This window comes from Vibrio sp. 10N.286.52.F8, assembly GCF_041468745.1.
Classification (GTDB): Bacteria; Pseudomonadota; Gammaproteobacteria; order Enterobacterales; family Vibrionaceae; genus Vibrio; species Vibrio crassostreae_C.
Genome location: NZ_JBFRJF010000011.1, coordinates 101,797 through 119,390, shown reverse-complemented (window position 1 = coordinate 119,390; position 17,594 = coordinate 101,797). Strand labels below are relative to the sequence as shown.

Annotated in this window: 17 protein-coding genes and 2 tRNA genes; 9 read left to right on the top strand and 10 right to left on the bottom strand. The window is 43.5% G+C overall.

Annotated features, from left to right (window positions below; translation table 11 throughout):
* Positions 1-44 precede the first annotated feature (44 nt).
* Positions 45-917: a LysR family transcriptional regulator gene (locus tag AB4133_RS06775; RefSeq protein WP_017068305.1), complete on the bottom strand. Its 873-nt coding sequence runs from the start codon at positions 915-917 to the stop codon at positions 45-47.
* Positions 918-1,131: 214 nt separating this feature from the next.
* Here AB4133_RS06775 and AB4133_RS06770 point away from each other — a divergent pair, with 214 nt between their 5' ends.
* A complete protein-coding gene (locus tag AB4133_RS06770; RefSeq protein ID WP_102547907.1) occupies positions 1,132-2,391 on the top strand; it encodes an adenylosuccinate synthase in 1,260 nt (419 codons plus the stop codon).
* Positions 2,392-2,522: 131 nt separating this feature from the next.
* Here AB4133_RS06770 and AB4133_RS06765 read toward each other — a convergent pair.
* Together AB4133_RS06765 and AB4133_RS06760 are read right to left on the bottom strand one after the other, a co-directional pair.
* Positions 2,523-2,599: transfer RNA gene (locus AB4133_RS06765), tRNA-Val, on the bottom strand.
* A 69-nt stretch (positions 2,600-2,668) separates the two neighbouring features.
* Positions 2,669-2,745, bottom strand: a tRNA-Val gene (locus tag AB4133_RS06760).
* A 758-nt stretch (positions 2,746-3,503) separates the two neighbouring features.
* Between AB4133_RS06760 and AB4133_RS06755 the strand changes: the two genes are divergently transcribed.
* Positions 3,504-4,517 carry a porin gene (locus AB4133_RS06755; protein WP_372224119.1) on the top strand — a complete coding sequence of 338 codons (1,014 nt, stop codon included), beginning with the start codon at positions 3,504-3,506 and terminating at the stop codon, positions 4,515-4,517.
* Positions 4,518-4,644: 127 nt separating this feature from the next.
* Here the strand turns inward: AB4133_RS06755 and AB4133_RS06750 are convergent, their stop codons facing one another.
* Positions 4,645-5,304, bottom strand: a complete 660-nt coding sequence (locus tag AB4133_RS06750) for a DUF2726 domain-containing protein (RefSeq protein WP_372224118.1) — start codon at positions 5,302-5,304, stop codon at positions 4,645-4,647.
* A gap of 273 nt (positions 5,305-5,577) precedes the next feature.
* Here AB4133_RS06750 and AB4133_RS06745 point away from each other — a divergent pair, with 273 nt between their 5' ends.
* Complete coding sequence (locus AB4133_RS06745; RefSeq protein WP_017059179.1) at positions 5,578-5,763, top strand: hypothetical protein; 186 nt, start codon at positions 5,578-5,580, stop codon at positions 5,761-5,763.
* A 135-nt stretch (positions 5,764-5,898) separates the two neighbouring features.
* Here AB4133_RS06745 and AB4133_RS06740 read toward each other — a convergent pair whose 3' ends face one another.
* Complete coding sequence (locus AB4133_RS06740; protein ID WP_372112786.1) at positions 5,899-7,857, bottom strand: diguanylate cyclase domain-containing protein; 1,959 nt, start codon at positions 7,855-7,857, stop codon at positions 5,899-5,901.
* A gap of 260 nt (positions 7,858-8,117) precedes the next feature.
* On the opposite strand from AB4133_RS06740, the gene AB4133_RS06735 reads away from it, so the two are divergent.
* Positions 8,118-9,224, top strand: coding sequence for a M20/M25/M40 family metallo-hydrolase (locus AB4133_RS06735; protein WP_017059177.1), 1,107 nt, complete (start codon positions 8,118-8,120; stop codon positions 9,222-9,224).
* Positions 9,225-9,332: 108 nt separating this feature from the next.
* Here AB4133_RS06735 and AB4133_RS06730 read toward each other — a convergent pair whose 3' ends face one another.
* A complete protein-coding gene (locus AB4133_RS06730) occupies positions 9,333-9,755 on the bottom strand; it encodes a DUF3859 domain-containing protein (RefSeq protein ID WP_019824122.1) in 423 nt (140 codons plus the stop codon).
* 78 nt (positions 9,756-9,833) lie between these two features.
* Entirely contained in the window at positions 9,834-10,202 is a 369-nt protein-coding gene (locus AB4133_RS06725; RefSeq protein WP_372224117.1) for an ATP-binding protein, read from the bottom strand.
* Between the two features lie 273 nt (positions 10,203-10,475).
* On the opposite strand from AB4133_RS06725, the gene metA reads away from it, so the two are divergent.
* Both metA and pilW read left to right on the top strand, forming a co-directional pair.
* Positions 10,476-11,417: a homoserine O-succinyltransferase gene (gene metA / locus AB4133_RS06720; protein WP_017059174.1), complete on the top strand. Its 942-nt coding sequence runs from the start codon at positions 10,476-10,478 to the stop codon at positions 11,415-11,417.
* A 168-nt stretch (positions 11,418-11,585) separates the two neighbouring features.
* Positions 11,586-12,353 (top strand): type IV pilus biogenesis/stability protein PilW, encoded by a 768-nt coding sequence (gene pilW, locus AB4133_RS06715; protein WP_372224116.1) that lies wholly within the window; start codon positions 11,586-11,588, stop codon positions 12,351-12,353.
* Between the two features lie 91 nt (positions 12,354-12,444).
* Here pilW and rlmF read toward each other — a convergent pair whose 3' ends face one another.
* A complete protein-coding gene (rlmF, locus tag AB4133_RS06710; RefSeq protein ID WP_017068287.1) occupies positions 12,445-13,767 on the bottom strand; it encodes a 23S rRNA (adenine(1618)-N(6))-methyltransferase RlmF in 1,323 nt (440 codons plus the stop codon).
* Between the two features lie 4 nt (positions 13,768-13,771).
* Positions 13,772-14,269: a YgjP-like metallopeptidase domain-containing protein gene (locus AB4133_RS06705; protein WP_004734935.1), complete on the bottom strand. Its 498-nt coding sequence runs from the start codon at positions 14,267-14,269 to the stop codon at positions 13,772-13,774.
* Between the two features lie 137 nt (positions 14,270-14,406).
* Here AB4133_RS06705 and AB4133_RS06700 point away from each other — a divergent pair, with 137 nt between their 5' ends.
* Positions 14,407-14,643 carry a glutaredoxin family protein gene (locus AB4133_RS06700; protein ID WP_016786183.1) on the top strand — a complete coding sequence of 79 codons (237 nt, stop codon included), beginning with the start codon at positions 14,407-14,409 and terminating at the stop codon, positions 14,641-14,643.
* 89 nt (positions 14,644-14,732) lie between these two features.
* Here the strand turns inward: AB4133_RS06700 and AB4133_RS06695 are convergent, their stop codons facing one another.
* A complete protein-coding gene (locus tag AB4133_RS06695) occupies positions 14,733-15,605 on the bottom strand; it encodes a LysR family transcriptional regulator (RefSeq protein WP_017065533.1) in 873 nt (290 codons plus the stop codon).
* A gap of 110 nt (positions 15,606-15,715) precedes the next feature.
* Between AB4133_RS06695 and AB4133_RS06690 the strand changes: the two genes are divergently transcribed.
* Complete coding sequence (locus AB4133_RS06690) at positions 15,716-16,915, top strand: MFS transporter (protein WP_372224115.1); 1,200 nt, start codon at positions 15,716-15,718, stop codon at positions 16,913-16,915.
* A gap of 85 nt (positions 16,916-17,000) precedes the next feature.
* Positions 17,001-17,567, top strand: coding sequence for a DUF1415 domain-containing protein (locus tag AB4133_RS06685; protein ID WP_017066169.1), 567 nt, complete (start codon positions 17,001-17,003; stop codon positions 17,565-17,567).
* Positions 17,568-17,594: the final 27 nt, after the last annotated feature.

Below are 17,594 nucleotides of genomic sequence, written 5' to 3'. Positions count from 1 at the left end.
GCCCACTCGAGGTGGGCTGATTGAGTCAAACTCAATGATTGTATTTATTTGTTTTGCAATGAAATAATCTCATCATTCACCCAACCTAACAGCTGCTTGGTTGCTTTCGACAAGACTTGGTTCTGCCGAACAATATAACCAAGACTGGTGCTCGAGAAGTTGGTCAATGGTGTCACTTTCGAATGCAGGTGCTGCTTGGTTGATACCGCAAACTCCGGGACAATAGCCACACCAAATCCCGCTTCTGCCCAGTCGATTTGAGCATCGACACTCCCTACTTCCATCACCCTATAATTAGGTAGATTAAGGCTTGGTAAACCTTCATCAATAAAGTCACGCGTTCTCGTATCATGACCTAGTAGAATCAAAGTGAGCTCTGCATCAGAGTCTCGGATATCAACCCCATCGCCAAGCGCACACCAAGAAAGCTCTTGCAGCTTAGTGAAATACAAAGACTCGTTGTGCTGCTCTTTGGCGATAACAAAACCAATATCCGCTTGAGCATTTTTAACTAAATTCGATGCCTGAGATGACGTGGTATTCAAGAGCGTAAGGTCAATACCGGGATACTGCGCTTTGAACTTCTGGAACGGACGAATTAGCAAAAATCGAGAAATGATGTCACTTACGGCAATGGTTAACGTCCCTATTTTAAGGTCGTTAATGGCATTGAGATCGGCCTGACAAATCTGCAGTTCGAGTAGCGTTCTTTGGCTTGTTTCCAATAGCCGTTCACCCGCTTGAGTCAATTGAAAAGGGCTTCTCTCTATCAACTTTATGCGTGTTTGTTGTTCCAGTTGTTTTAGGTGCAAACTCACATTGGGTTGTGTCATGTGCAGTGCATTGGCCGCTTTCCCAAAATGCTTGTACTCCGCAAGCGTCACAAACGTCTTCAACAAATTAATATCGAGCATCATGTCCTCTCTCTCGTGTCACTAATATCATTCCCTAAAAGTAAAGAATGCCCCATCGTCATTCCCTACAGTGAGGAACGAACGTGATAGGGAATCTCGTTTGTAGCTTAAGACTTTAAGGATATATGAAATCCTTATCAAGATAATAAAGATAATTAATTTCTCTTATCCACCTTGTAGGCCTAACATGATTCCTCAATCAGTTAGGAGAAAAATTATGCCATCTATCGTTGTTGTGGGCGCAAACTGGGGTGATGAAGGCAAAGGCCGCATCGTCGATTTTTTAGCAGACCAAGCTTCTGCTAGCATTCGTTTCCAAGGCGGAAACAATGCAGGTCATACTGTGGTAAATGACTTCGGTACATTCAAACTGCACCAACTACCTAGTGGTATTTTTAATCCTAATTGTACGGCGGTTCTTGGCCCTGGCATGGTGATCAGCCCTGCTGCGCTAACTGAAGAGATTGCAGAAGTTCAAGAGGCTGGCATCAAAGTGAAAATGGCGATCTCAGATCGTGCGACACTGTGTCTCCCTTTACATGCTCTTGAAGATACGCTTGAAGAAGAGCGTTTGGGCGATGGCGCTTACGGCTCTACACGTCAAGGCATTGCACCAGCGTACGGCGATCGTGTAATGAAGAAAGGCATTCTTGTCGGTTGGCTGAATCAACCTGAAATTTTAGAGCAGCGTATTCAATTCCTACTTGATTGGAAGATGCCTCAGCTTAAAGCGCTCTACCCTCAATGTGACTTCTCCCAGACTGCTTCTGAAATGACAGAATGGCTACTTGAAGTAACTAAAGCGTGGCGCCCGTTCATCTGCAACGTAACTGAGCCGCTTAAAGCGCTGCAATCACAAGACGCAAACCTACTGTTTGAAGCTCAGTTAGGCGCAGGTCGCGACCTTGTCTACGGTGAATACCCTTGGACAACATCTTCGAATGTAACCGCAGCTTATGCTGGCATTGGTAGCGGTTTACCTGCACTTCGTCCTGAACGTGTTATCGCTGTTGCTAAATCATTCAGCTCGTCTGTTGGTACTGGCACGCTAGTAACTGCAATGGAAGAACAAGACAGCTTCCGCGAAAGCTCTAACGAATACGGCGCAACTACGGGTCGACCACGTGATATGGGTTACTTTGATGCAGTGGCAACTCGCAACGGTGTTGACCTGCAAGCTGCAACGGAAATCGCACTGACTAAGATTGATTGCCTGTCTGGTTTGTCTGAGCTTAAGATCTGTACTGCTTACTCAGGAGAGCACACAGAGAACCCGATTTGGCCACAAACGGCTGAGCTAAAGCCCGTATATGAAGATATGGCTGGCTGGGATGAAGACATCACGGGTTGCCGCACGTTTGAGAGCCTTCCTCAAGCAGCGCAAGATTACGTTACTCGTATCGAAGAGCTGATGGGTGTGCCAATCGTGATGGTATCGGTAGGTCCAGAGCGCGAGCAAATGATCATTCGAGGTTAGCTTAGAAGACGACAAGATCTACATCAAAGCCCACATTCAGTGGACTTTTTTGATTGTTCATAAAGAACGAGATAACACAAGGAATTACAGACACAAAAAAGCCCACACTAGGTGGGCTTTTTCGTATAATGTGGTGCCCGCTACTGGACTCGAACCAGTGACACCTTGCATGTCATGCAAGTACTCTAACCAACTGAGCTAAGCGGGCGATGTTCTAGTTTCTTATTACTACCATTGTGACAAACTCAATAGTTATGCAATAAAAACAAATAAGGAATGGTGCGTCCGAGTGAACTCGAATCACCGACCCCCGCCATGTCAAGGCGGTACTCTAACCAACTGAGCTACGGACGCATTCCCTTAGAACGCCAACGATGATATCTATGATAAACAGATGGTGCAAGTATTAACTGGCATCTTGCGATTCGTTTGCTCACTTTGCAATCAAAGACATAACAACATGTCGATTTTACACCCAGATTATCGTCAAACCGCTGAAAAACAAAGTTTAGTTAGAAAAAATTCTAATCCTTGATGACAACCAATTAACTAACCTAATGTGTTCAATTTGGGATTTTTGTTGTCTATACCGTTTTTCTTGGCCTTTACAGTAACCATACAGGTATAGATCAATGCCTATATTTAGTGTCAAAAATTTTGCTTGCCCATTGGGTTACCGTAGTATTTTGATCATTATAAGTGAAAGGCACGCAGAGGCTTTGTAACTCACCGAAATACATCATTCATAAAAATCACCACGATTTTGTAATCGTCGTCATCGAATTACTAGGCCGCAATGACTAAATTCGGATTTTTCATATAAAGTGGCCGGGTTATTACCAACATACATAAATACGATAGCACTCTATAGTCGAAAAACATCAGCTACAATTAATCTCCCTCAAGAGCAACAATCTATAAGCAATTCAAAACCCAACCCCACACATCATAGCTATTTTGAATACATACAGCACAGTAATACATAATGAAATTTGCATAATGGTAAAGCGCGCCTATATTCATAACCTGTAGGAATCAATAATCTAAATTCAATGCTATACGTGAATTTATGGTTTACGATAAATACAAGTGTGAAAAATAGGGAATAAATTATGAAAAAATCACATATCGCCATTGCAGTGGTGAGCATACTATCGACATCTGCCGTATCGGCGGCGACCATTTATGAGACAGATGAAACAGTATTCAATATCGGCGGCCGCGCAGAAGTTCGAGGGAATTTCTCTGATGCGAATAAAAGTGCTGGTAATAGTAGCACCTATAGTGATAGATCACGTGTCCGCTTAAGTGTCGATGGCACACAAAAAGCGTCGGACGATATTTCCTTTTTTGGGAAATATGAATTCGAACTAACAGAGTCTGAAGATGGCGCATCAGATGATATCGGCATTAACACTCGATTCTTATATACGGGTGTTCAAACCAATCACGGTAACGTCTATTATGGCCACCAAAATAATGCCGTTACCTACTTAACCGATTGGACGGATATGGCTGAAACCTTCAGCGGCTATATCAATGAATACACGGTGTCGACTGCTGATCGAGCAAAAAATGTTTTACGTTATGAACTGACAAGCGACAACATCACCTTTCAAATTGATGGCAATTTCAATTCAGATAGTGAATCAGCACAAAGTGACGGCTTCGGTGCAGTTGTCGCCGGCAGCACTTCGATTGGGTTAGATATTGGCGTCGGTTATGCGTCAAGTGATGAAGCCTATGGCGTTGGGACAGATACAGAAACTTCTGATGCCTATATTGGTGCGGTTAAGTACACCAACGATCAGGGGGTTTGGTTCGCCGCACTCTATCAATTTGGTAGTATTTCAGGTCTAGGCGTAAAAGATTCAGACTACGATTCTGCCGATGCTTACTTGGGATACTCGTTTGGTGTCAACACCGTCAACCTGACCTACAGCTACTTTGAAGCTGACGATATTGCAGATTACGACATTAACTTTATCGGTCTAGAATACGCACGTTATATTGGCGATGTGGCCTTCTTTGGTAGTTATAAGTTTAACATGTTAGACGAGGGCGAAGGTGGGGAAGGCGATAACGACGAAGATGAGCTACAGCTCGGTATGCGTTACGCGTTTTAGTCTAAACCAATCCACTTAATATTAGTAAAGCCGAGCATAATCAATGCTCGGCTTTTTAGTTTGTATAACTTATTCGTATCTAAGCGATTGAATCGAGTCCAACCGGATGCATTACTATCGATACCAACTATTCTTCAACATCGAATACAACGTTGTAGTTTTCGGTATAGGTGCAGTTTGGCTGGCGGCTACAAGTGAAGAAGCGTCGGCCTTTGTAATCGCCTTGGCTTGCCAGTTTGATGATCATTGGGCTTCCACACTTCTTACAAAATCGCACTTCTTTTGATGGCTCGATTAAATCGATGTGTGCTGCCAGTAACCTCTTCAAACGGCTCACTTGGTAGCTGTGTTTAATAGATGCACCAATCAGAGGTAAACCTGCCGATTTACACACGTGAATTAGTAGCTTTTCGCGATCGACTTTCCCTTTATTGAGCTCTTTGCCGTTATCAAGTTCGATAATAACGCGGGGCTCTAGCGTTCGCGGGTCGCAAACAACAAAGTCGAAGTAACTACGTAAGATCTTGTTGTTGGCGATAAACCAATTCTTCTTATTGTTCGTCTTAGCAGGAACAAGTACGTTCGACATGCTGACTTTAGCAAACACTTCCCCATGGTTGCCCACAGCTGATTTTAGCGCATTATAGAATGTCGCCTGTTGCGCCGACATCAACGCGCCTTTCTTCTGATAAGCGTGGTCTTTGGTGTCATCGTGTTTCACCACATACTTTTGAATAAAGTAAAAGAACACAACCAGAACAATTACAACGATAAAGATATTAGTCATTTTCCAACACAATCAAGTCTGTATAGGGATTAAGAGAGTAGCTAGCGTATGTAGAAAAGCATCACCTGGCAAGCAAAAGAGCGAGAGTTGCCAACCAGAATCACGACCTTTGAGCGCAGTGCCCAACGAGAGGTCGCTCCTTCGCTAGACACACCTCTCTTATTTTGATAATTAAATCATCAATTACACTCTAGATTGATTTAGATCAATTTACCTAGATTTGTGATCAACTAGTCTGAAAAACGTTAGGCAAATGTTAATAAGGAAATTGATATGGAACTTAAACAAGACCCAAGATGTTATACCGACGTATGTGTAGATGGTAAATGGTTCCACTATGACCACTGCGGAACCCAAGCCTACATGTTAAAGGGAGGAGCTTCGGCTGTGATTGAACTCGCTAGCGAACCAGCGACAGAAGGCGAATTGGTTGAAATGCTTCAAGGTGTCGCTAAGTAACCCACCAAGCCAAATCACAGTATGAATTAAGCGAATAAGAGTAAATAGCCGTATTAGTTCAGATAAGCACTCTTATTCGCTTAGTTATTGAAGTTCAGGTTTCTTGATTGCAGGGGATTAACTAAGTTTAGGAACTCAAATGATAACGACTTTATTGCGCCCTGACTGCTTAGCTTGATACAAAGCATCGTCTGCCGATTTCAAGTGTTTCTTATAGGTACGGCTATTCAACTGTTGCTCCGTTAGATGAGTCGTCGCACCAATCGATGTGGTTAATTCTAATGGGCCAGAATGCGTTTCAATCGCTCGGTCAGCGATCGCTTGCCTTATAAGCTTAAGCTCTTTATTAGGATCTTGATTCCCAGCCAGCAACAAAACAAACTCTTCCCCACCCCATCTTGCCACTACATCGTTTGTTGATAAGATTTTCTCTAAACGCTTAGCGACTTCCACCAGCACTTGGTCACCAATATCATGCCCATAAGTGTCATTAACTTGTTTGAAGCGGTCTAAATCTAGAATAGCGAGCGTATACCCAAACGACGACAAATGATGTGGCATCGGCTGAGTTAACCGTTGCTCTAAGTAACGCCTATTGTATAAGCCTGTCAGTTCGCATCTTGTTGATTGCTTAAGTAGTTCTTTGTTGGTCTTCTGGATCGAGCGTAACCTTATCAATAGTAACGTGGCGCTTATCATCACCATGATACCCAAAGCGACGACGATTCGATTCCGTAATTGCTGCTTATCTAATGTCAGCTCACCCAACTCTTTTTCTGCGTTAAGCAGTTCGTTTTCTTGAGCTAATGATGCTGTAGCGAAATCTTGCTCTAGTAAAAAGATATCACTCTGGCGCTTATCAAATAGCAGCGCTTTGTTGCCCTTGTAATAGAGTTTGAAGTAACGAAGTGCGTTCTCGCTGTCGCCTCTCGAATCATAGTATTCAGCAAGTGTTCTTAAGCCGAGGACCTTCCAGCTGCGAGTCCCCACAACATCGAACATTGCAGACGATCGCTTTAGATCAGCAAAAACAAAATTATCTCGGTTCAAACCAATGTTCGCTAAGGCTCTATTTAGGTAACACTGCCCCAATTGAAGTGTGTATTTGTCCACGCCTGGGTATCTAAGACACAAGTTTGCGACTTGTCGTGCTGACTCAAAGTTCTTTTCCGCCAACAACACATCACTCTCTGCTTTTAATAGGATGATTTTGTATCGTTCACTCACGTTATCGCCATTTAGCTTAGCCGCACTTTGATATGCTTCTCGGCCTTTGACTAAATCACCACTGCGCAGATAAGCAAAAGACTCATTCACATGCAGCACGCCGATGGTAGACGCTTCGAGTAGTCCACTCTTGTAATAGAGCTTTTTGGCTCTTTTAATCAGCTTGAGCGCTTTAGGCCAGTCTTCCAAATAGATATAAAGCAGTGCCATATTTGACACTAACTTGCTGTTGTAGATGTGATGAGGGTACTTCTTACCAAGGTCTAAACCTTTATGGAAAAAGTATTGAGCTTCAGGAAAGTCATTGCGGATGTTATTGATGACACCAGCCGTGTTATAGGCCTTAATCAACAACTCTTCATAGTGAAGCGATTCTGCGATATCTATCGCTGCTCTGATTTGGATTTCAGATTCCGCTAGCTCACCCTTACTGATGTATTCAATCGCCAATTCAACGAGAGATTGGGCCTTTAGCCAACCCATATGTTCGTGTTGTGCGAGTGCTTTAATCTGCCTGACGTATTCGGAAACCGCTTCGGTATCCAACTTATGTTGCGCGAGGTTGGACAAAATCATCAATTCGTAAGCACGATAGATGGCTTTATCTTGGTCTGGGAACTTGGCTTGGAGAGCCTCAAGTTGTTGGGAAGCTAAATTAGGGTCACCGCGAGATACATCGAGAATATCGATCAACGCAGATCCATATTGAGAGAGTGATAACTCTTTCTCTGGACTATAAACACTCGGGTTTTCAGGGCGAATATGCTTTAAATCGTCGTCATAAGTTGGATAGAGCAAATACAGCCCCAGCACAATACTCATCAGCACCACGAAAAGGAATGAACCTAACACATTGTTTCTATTCATTTATCAGGGCCATTATTGATTGAATTCCAATTTTATTGACGTTTTTTAAGAGCGGTCAAACATTATACCCGACAGATATACAGATTAAAATCCTGCGCACTGGTGGATCTGAATTGGGTTTTTCTCATTAATTAGAATAATCAGGCAACTTTCTTGATTTAACTCAGACAATCATCTACCTCATTGGCGTTATAGTGATTTTCCTGTTCCTACCTCCGCGGCTTCTTTTTGAACAAGCGGAAGCATAATGAGAATTAACAATGACCCAAATTAATGAACAACGTCTTGTAGAACATTTCTGCGATCTAGTGAAAATTGATAGTGAATCTCGTAACGAAAAAGCGATTGCTGAAGCTTTGGCTGAGCAACTCGGTGAACTAGGTTTTGAAGTTCACAAACTGGCGGTTCCTGAAGAAGTGTCTAATGGTTTCAACATCTACGCTCGTCTAGATGGCACTCTTCCAGGTAGCACAGTGTTCAGCTGCCACATGGACACAGTAACGCCAGGCATCGGCATTGAGCCAATCATCGAAGACGGTATCATCCGTTCAAAAGGCAACACAATTCTAGGTGGTGACGACAAGTCTGGTATCGCAGCTATCATGGAAGCGGTTCGTTGCATTAAAGCTGAAGGACAAGAGCACAAAACTATCGAGATTGCATTTACTGTATTCGAAGAAGGCGGTCTGTTCGGCTCTTTGAACTTCGATATGTCTTACATTCAATCTGAGCACGCAATCGTACTTGATACAGGCGGTCCAATTGGCACTATCGTAAACGCAGCGCCTGGCCAGCAGAAGATTGTTGCTAAAATCAAAGGTCGCCCTGCTCACGCTGGTTTAGCACCAGAAGAAGGCATCAGCGCAATTCAAGTTGCTGCAGACGCTATCACTAAGATGAACCTACTTCGTATCGATGAAGAAACGACAGCAAACGTTGGTATTGTTGAAGGTGGTCAAGCAACTAACATCGTAATGCCAGAGCTTAAAGTCGTGGCTGAAGCACGTTCTCTAAACGGCGAAAAGCTAACGGCTCAAGTTGAACATATGATCTCTACATTCCAAGAAAGTGCTAAGCAGTTCGGCGCTGAAGTAGAAATCGAATCAACTCGTGCTTACGATGCATTCGTTATTGCAGACGATCATCCGCACATTCTTTCTATCAAATCGGCGTTTGAGAAGCTTGGCGTCACAGCGAACACTAAACGCACTGGCGGCGGTAGCGATGCAAACAACTTCAACGCAAAAGGCCTGACAACAGTTAACCTTTCTACTGGTATGGCGAAAGTTCACACCACTGAAGAGTACATTGCAGTGAAAGACATGGTCGCAATCACTGAGTTTGTTGTGGCTTACGTAACGCAATAATCGAATCCATTAGTTAGGTAGTCACTTCTATCTAGCACAATGAAAAAAGCCGAGACATCATCACGATGCTCGGCTTTTTGTTGTTTAGGTGAACATAGAAGGTCGAACCTAAAACCCTCTACGCTTCCAGAATTGGCCTTCGTCTTTTGCTACTAGGTCGAATGTCTTGTCGGCGATGATGTTGCCTTTTAGCTCAACCGTCATGCGCCACTTTCCTAGCTTGTTCGAGACAGGAGCCCAGATAGTGTCACCTAAGTAGAAATCCCAGTCATTGTTACCGACATACTCCTCACCATCAAACGGTTCGAGCACTTCACCTTTGTCTGTGGTGATGTTTGGGTGATAAATGCAGTAACGGATCTTCTCACCTTTGGCTTTTTTGATATTCAGGATATAGCCAAACTCTACGTCGATTTCAGCATCAACGGTGGTGGTGAACTCTTGGATTTTTGGAAGATCTTTAGATTTTGAATCCCATGTGGAATAGATACCATAAGAAGTCATGTCGACCACAACAGAGCGCTTTGCCATTTCAATCGTTACCTTGAAGTTGTTCTATTAATTTAATTCTATTTGCCATTCAGCCACGCAAGCAGAAGAAGAACGAGGCTATTCTTGCCAGTCTTTCGCCATACGCTTAATTACTGAAGGTTCAATGTCGTGAATAGTGCCATATTGCTCTCGGCACACTTCGATAATTAATTCTGCTTTATATTTGAGTGCAAGTTGGCGGTAGGCTTTCATTTCCCAATGCTTAATAAAGGTATTCGAAACAACCACATCAAACCCTTGCTTTAAGCCGTTTTCAGCTGTGTTTTGACACCACCCATGAGCTTGTTGCAGCTGCCTAGGGTCAAAATGGTACTCACCTTGCTCATTCACGTAATACATATCCGCTTCGACATGCAATGCATCGTAGGTTTTTGCTTTTGTTGATTTGCCAGAACCGGGCAACCCTCGGATGAGTATTAACTTCATCTGTCACTTTACAGGCTAATTCGAAAACATGAGTTTATCGTAAATGCTAGCCGCTTGCTCTGATAACTGCCTAGTTCTACATAACAGAACCAAGCACTTATGCCTTACTCAGGTAGTCGTAAAACATTATAAGACTCCCCCGACGTCGGAAGATGGCTTCTGATAGAAAACACAAATAATTTACATCTATCCATTTTGTATATCGACAAGCGTACCAAACTACTATAGATTTAGATGTATAGACGTCTACATATCTAGCTTAGGGAGAAAGCTTTGCCTATTCGCATTCCAGACCAATTGCCAGCATCTGATGTTCTTCGTGAAGAAAACATCTTCGTGATGCCGTTATCAAGAGCATCGACACAGGAAATTCGTCCACTTAGAGTCTTGATCCTCAACCTGATGCCGAAGAAGATTGAAACTGAAACTCAATTCTTACGCCTACTATCGAACAGTCCATTGCAAGTGGATGTAGAGCTGCTACGCATTGATGATCGACCAAGCAAGAACACACCGACTGAACACCTTGATAACTTCTACCGCCAATTTGAAATGGTCAAAGGGAGAAACTTTGATGGATTGATCATTACTGGTGCACCGCTTGGCTTGGTTCAATTTGAAGATGTGATCTACTGGGACCACCTGAAAACCATCATGGAATGGGCAAACAAGCACGTTACTTCAACGCTATACGTGTGTTGGGCGGCTCAGGCTGGTTTGAAGTTATTATATGATTTGCCAAAACGCACTCGTAAAGAGAAGCTGTCTGGTGTTTATAACCACGAGATACATAACCCATACCACCCTATTTTACGTGGCTTCGACGATACATTCTTAGCTCCGCACTCTCGCTATGCGGACTTCTCTCAAGAGTACTTAGCGGAACATACTGACCTTGATGTTCTTGCAACTTCTGATGTTGCAGGCGTATACCTAGCAGCAACCAAAGATAAGCGAAACGTGTTTGTAACGGGTCACCCTGAGTACGACTCTCACACACTTCACAATGAGTACATTCGAGATTTGGGTGAAGGCATGGAGCCTGTGATACCAATCAACTACTACCCGAATAACAATCCAGACAACAAACCGGTTGCAAGCTGGCGCAGCCACGGACACTTGTTGTTCTCAAACTGGCTAAACTACTGCGTTTACCAACAAACGCCTTACGATCTGGATCATTTCAGCGAAGACAACTTTACCAAAGACGATTAAGTTCTTTCTTCCGATTCACAAACACATAAACCGTGTTCAGTATGTTGTTGATAAAACGACGAATTGGACGCGGTTTTTTTATGGTGTGTGGGTCGCATTCCATGATAGATTTACGACTTCAATGGGTTTGATTTCATATGATGGGTTGGTGTTCATAAGGAGCTTCACATGCCTGCCAAGCCATCATTTTCAAATCCGATTTCGTTGTCCCGCCCTCTTTCGTTATCAAGTGTGGTACTACTTGCCTCGCTTTCCTTGGCCGGTTGTGTCTCTGTCACTGAAGGACCGCCAAAGATTGAAAGTGATCCTATCGCGATGTCTGAATCTCGAATCGAATTAGGTTTGGGCTATATGGGACAAGGCAATATGGTGAGAGCGCGTGAAAACCTTGAGCTCGCGATTAAACACGCACCTAGCTACTACCGTGCTCGGCTTTCAATGGCGCATTACTACGAACAAGTGGGTGAAGTAGATGAAGCGAGAACCACTTACCGTAAAGCACTCAGTCTTGATTCAAGAAACGGCAATGTATTGAACAACTACGGTACCTTCTTGTGTAAACAGGGCGAATACGAGCAAGCTGATAAGTACTTTAATCGCGCTATCGATCAACCTTACTACTACTTGGTATCTGCAAGTTATGAAAATGCCGCGTTTTGCGCATTTAAGGCTGGCAATACGGACCAAGCGAAGTACTACTTTAGCAGAGCAATTGACCACGATCCAAACCGCGTGAAATCGATACTGCAGCTTTCAAAGATTGAAGTGAGTGACGCCGATTACAATGAAGCTCGACTCCGTTTATTCAAATTCCACCAGCGTTATGGCTATCAAATTCCATCACTTAGAATCTTGGTCGATCTCGAAAATAAAGCAGGCAACAGAGCTCTAGAGCAGAAATATCAGAGTAAGTTAGATGAGTTGCTTTCTGCTTAGGTTATATGCAAAACACAAAAAAAAACGGGCTTGTTGCGTTAACAACAAGCCCGTCCGTATTTCAGCTTAATATCTTAACTAAGTGCAGCCCCTATTTTAGCGCGATCCACTCTTGTCTTTGCTCATCGTCCATAAAGGTCCATGCGATAAAGCGACTTACCTTCTGGCCTTGTGACATCTCGACGACTTTCACTTGTTTAGCTCTAAGCTTGCCAAGCTCTGAACGAACCATATCGACGTTATCTTTCTTAGAAATCAATGTCGTAAACCACAAAACTTGAGTAGCAAAAAGTTGACTCTCTCTTGCCATCTTCATAATGAAAGCGGCTTCACCACCTGGGCACCAAAGCTCGGCTTTTTGACCACCAAAGTTTAAGGTTGGTTTAGCTTGCTTAGTTGATTTATCTAACTTAACTGGCTTCTTGTTCGTTTCAGGCTTGAATGACTGACCGGCTTTCTTAGCACGGTTCGCCGCTAGATTATCCAGTTTACGTTGTGACCCCTTTTCAGCCTCTTCAAGAGAGCTGTGGAATGGAGGATTACAAATAGTGACATCGTAACGTTCATTATCCTTAATCACGCCCTTAAAGATAGATTCAGAGTCAGCTTGTAGGCGAGCGCGGATCTTACCTTTTAGATTAGGGTTGCTTTCCGCTATGAAGTTCGCTGTTTTGATGGAGACTGAATCAACATCTGTCCCTGTACAACGCCACTTATACTCTGTCGCACCAATGATTGGGTAGATACAGTTTGCACCGACACCAATATCTAATGCTTTCACAGACGCGTGGTTATAGGGTTCACCTTGGCCATCGCTATTAAGGATGTCGGCCACTCTGTGAATGTAGTCTGCACGACCAGGAATTGGCGGGCACAAGTAACCAGCAGGAATATCCCAATGTTTAACGCCATAGTGATGCGCCAACAAAGCTTTGTTGAGTAGCTTAACAGCCAATGGATCAGAGAAATTAATGGTGTCTTCGCCAACCGGATTCTTGATCAGATGCTCTTTTAGCTCAGGCAAGGCTGCAACTAGTAACTCGAAGTTATAGCGGCCAGTGTGCTGGTTTCTTGGGTGTAATCCACCTTGAGGTTTTTCAGCCGAGCGTCTTTTCTGAGCTGCGTTCTTGTTAAAAGCCGTTTTATTGAAAGAACCCTTATTCGATGATCCTTTATTTGCACCCTGCTTCCCTTTACTGTCTTTTGCAAAAGGTCGCTTTGCTTTGTTATTGCCCGCGCCTTTAGGTGCGCTATTCTTGCGGCTTTTATCAGATGTGTTCTTTGTAGAAATACGCTTGTCGCTGCTTGGCTTAGCTGTACTTGGCTTAACATCAGCTTGGTTGTCTTTTGTTTTTGCTGATGAAGTGCTGTTTTTCGACAGGCTTAGCGTCGTTCTATTTTGTGATTGGCTCATTGGGCTACTTCTTTAAATCTAAATACATCATGAATAAACGGGCATCCAACTCAAGTTGATGATATTCCGGTTCCATGTGACAGCATAGTTGGTAAAAGGCTTTGTCGTGCTCTTTCTCTTTGATATGCGCCAGTTCGTGTACCACCAGCATTCTTAGCAAAGGTTCTGGTGCATTTTTAAAAACACTGGCGATACGAATTTCATTCTTTGATTTGATCTTTCCACCGTGATTCTTAGCAACGTAAGAATGCAGACCTAACGCATTATTGATTAGGTGTATCTTGCCGTCGTAAATCACTTTGCTGATCGGTGGTGTTTTTTTCATGTAGCGATTTTTTATCTCAATCGCATAGTCAAACAGGGCTTTCTCGCTTTTTATTTCATGATTCTTTGGGTAGCGAGCTTCAAACCAAGGCACCAATTTACCCGACTCTACAAGTTGAGTAACAGGATCAAGAATGTGCTTAGGATAGCCTTGAATATAGCGTAAAGAAGGATGCATGCTGAAAGACCGTACAAGTTACACCACGACAATACGTTGTGGTCTTGAAAATTGAGCCGCATAGTGTAACTGATCACACTTTTCTAATCACCTAGGATTCGTTACACTTTAGCGAGATTCACCAAGAGAATGAAAAAATGAAACGTGTTGTATTGTACGTCGCAGACAAATGCCCGCACTGTAAAGATGCCCAAAGGTATTTAGACTCTAAGAAAATTGTTTACCGCCTGACGAATGCAAAGATGCAGCGTGGTCGTAAAGAATTACAAGCGATGGGGGCTCGTTCTATCCCCGTGCTTAAGATCGGCGATCAAGTGATGGTCGGCTGGAATCAGAAGAACTTCGATAAGATGTATAACTCAAAGAACACCTAACGTGCTCTGAGCCAGTCATACTTCTATACAACAAAGCCCGAATATCCAATCTAGGATGTTCGGGCTTTGTTTATTTAAATCTTACTAAATCACACATACCGCTTAACGAAATCAATAAAGGTTCTGTCAGCTTTCGACAAATACCCTTCCTTTCTCCAGGCCAACGATAGATTCAGTTTTACAGGGTCTTTAAATGGCACGCCTACGACATCTTCCTCGTATTCTGTCACCAAGCTAAGCAACGCGGTGATGGCAAACTCTCGCTTCACGATAGAAAGAATCATTGGCAATAAATTGGTTTCAAACGCAATGGTCATATCGAGATTGTACTTCTTACAAGTCGCATCGATAAAATCGCGGTGGAAGTAGCCCGATTTGAACATGATCAGCTCTTGAGCAAAAAATTCTTCAAAGGTGATGGATGGTTGCGTTGCCAGTGGGTGATCTTTGCCAACTACAGCTAACATTTCTGAGCTTAACAGATGATCCGTTTCCAAATCATCTGGAACGTTCTCATGATTAATTACGCCAATATCGAGTTCGCCGTTTAACAGCATTTCACGAATCGATGCGGTGCCAGCATCAATCAAGGTCAACTTTAGGTTTGGGTATTGGCTTTTAAATGCCATCACTACTTGGGGGAAAAAGTAACTGCCCATCATACTTGGAGCGCCTAATCGAACCTCGCCTTTTTCTAGCCCCTTTAGTTCATTCATCGCGAGCTGAGCATCATCAAACTGCTGGGCGATTCGCTTTGCATGCTCAAACAGTACTTTGCCCTCCTCCGTTAAAGTGACGGATTTATCGCCTCGACGAAATAGAATCAACTCTAGTGTCTGTTCTAGTTTTTTAATGGAGATACTCAATGCAGGCTGTGCGATATGCAGCGCTTTGGCCGCCTGGGTGAAGTTACCAAACTGAGCAACAGCCAGAAAATGTCGAAGTGGTTTTGATTCAAGCATGGCGATATATTTAATATATAGAGGTAATATTTTTAATATATTTCTTTAATCACACCTGTACTGATAACTTGTTCACAAATAGCTTACTAACTCGCGCAGGCACAACGTAAATGTTTGATAAAGGCAGTCCTCAATACAAACGTATCACTCAATCATTGGCGATTGGTTCATTTATCATTTTCTGTAACCTTTACCTCTTTCAGCCTATCTTGCCGCACATGGCGGAGCACTTCCAAGTATCTGAAACTCAGATCAACTGGTTATTTGCTGCTACAACACTCGGCCTTTCGATTAGCTTGGTACCTTGGGCAATTGCCTCTGAAACCTTTGGTCGTAAACCCATTATTCTGTCCAGTCTGTTCGCTATCCCATTAATAGGGTTAAGCATGGTGTTCACGACTACCTTGTTGCAACTCGTTATTGCCCGCGCATTTATGGGCATCGCTGTGGCGGCGTTTGCTGGTGTGGCGGTTGCCTATATGGTTGAGGAGTTAACACCCAAAGCCTTTGCTGTCGCGATTGGAGGTTATATTGCGGCCAACTCATTGGGTGGAATCTTCGGACGTGTATTAGGCGGCTTAATTACAGACTATTTCGATTGGCATGCAACTGTACTGTTTTTCGTTGTCGGTTCATTGCTTGGTGCACTCTTTATTGCCTATCGCCTACCTGACCAACAGAACTTCAAACCTCAAAAAGGGCTGTTCTTTCATCACAACCGCTCCGTTGTAATGCACTTAAGAAACCGTACCTTGTGGCTTGCCATGTTGATTGGTGGTGCTAACTTCGCGCTGTTTGTTAACCTGTACTCTGTAATGGGCTTTAGGCTAGTATCCGAACCTCACTCGGTACCCGTTGGTTTAGCTTCACTGATATTCCTATGTTACTTGGCCGGTACGGTAAGCTCTAAGCTCTCCAACAAATGGACACTTCGCTTTGACCCGTTAAGCGGAATATTGATGGGCGTGTGTATTAGCTTAATCGGAATGCTAATTTCTGCAGTCGACAAAGTTCCGTTCATGCTAGCAGGCTTGTTATTGATTAGTGGCGGCGCGTTCTTCGCCCATACCCTTGCCTACTCTTGGGTAAGTCAAAAAGCACCGAGCGCTAAGGCAACGGCAACCGCTCTTTACTTAGTACACTATTACATAGGCGGGAGCTTAGGTGGTTTCTTACTCTTGTATTGCTGGCAACTGTTCGGTTGGAATGGCGTGATTGCGGGCGGTTCAATCTTCTATGTCGCGATATTTGCTTGGGTCTACCAGTTGAAACAGCTACAAGTATCGGCGTCTAAACTTGCACAAGCATAAGTACGACTAAGGTTGTAACTCAATTATTGCTTTTGATTGACGTCCGTTCTGATATCCTACGCAAAATTTCATTTCGGAACCTGTTATGTCGAACACTCAAAGCACAGATCTTCAAACCATCCACGACCAAGTAAAACAGTGGTTAGACGATGTCGTTATTGGCCTAAACCTGTGTCCATTCGCAGCCAAGCCACAACGTAATAAACAGATTAAGATCTTTGTGAGTGAAGCAAATACGGAAGAAGCGTTGTTGCAAGACATCATGACGCATTTCGTAGAGTTAGATAACACGCCAGTCGCTGAATTAGAGACGACTTTAGTGGTGGTTCCTAACATGCTGCAAGACTTCTTCGACTACAACATGTTCATTGATTGGGTTGAAGCGTTGATCAAACAGCAAGACTGGGAAGGCGTTTACCAAGTGGCAACGTTCCATCCTGACTATTGCTTTGGTGGTGCGGATCCAGAAGACGATGAAAACCTAACGAATCGCTCTCCATACCCTGTTTACCATTTGATTCGTGAGGCAAGCATGGAAAAGGTACTGAAGCACTACCCTAACCCTGAAGCGATCCCAGATACCAACATCGCAAGAGTTGAGTCTTTAACGCCTGAAGAGCGTCGTAAACTATTCCCTTACCTATTTAGTTAAGCGATTCCGAATCGGAAAATGCATTAC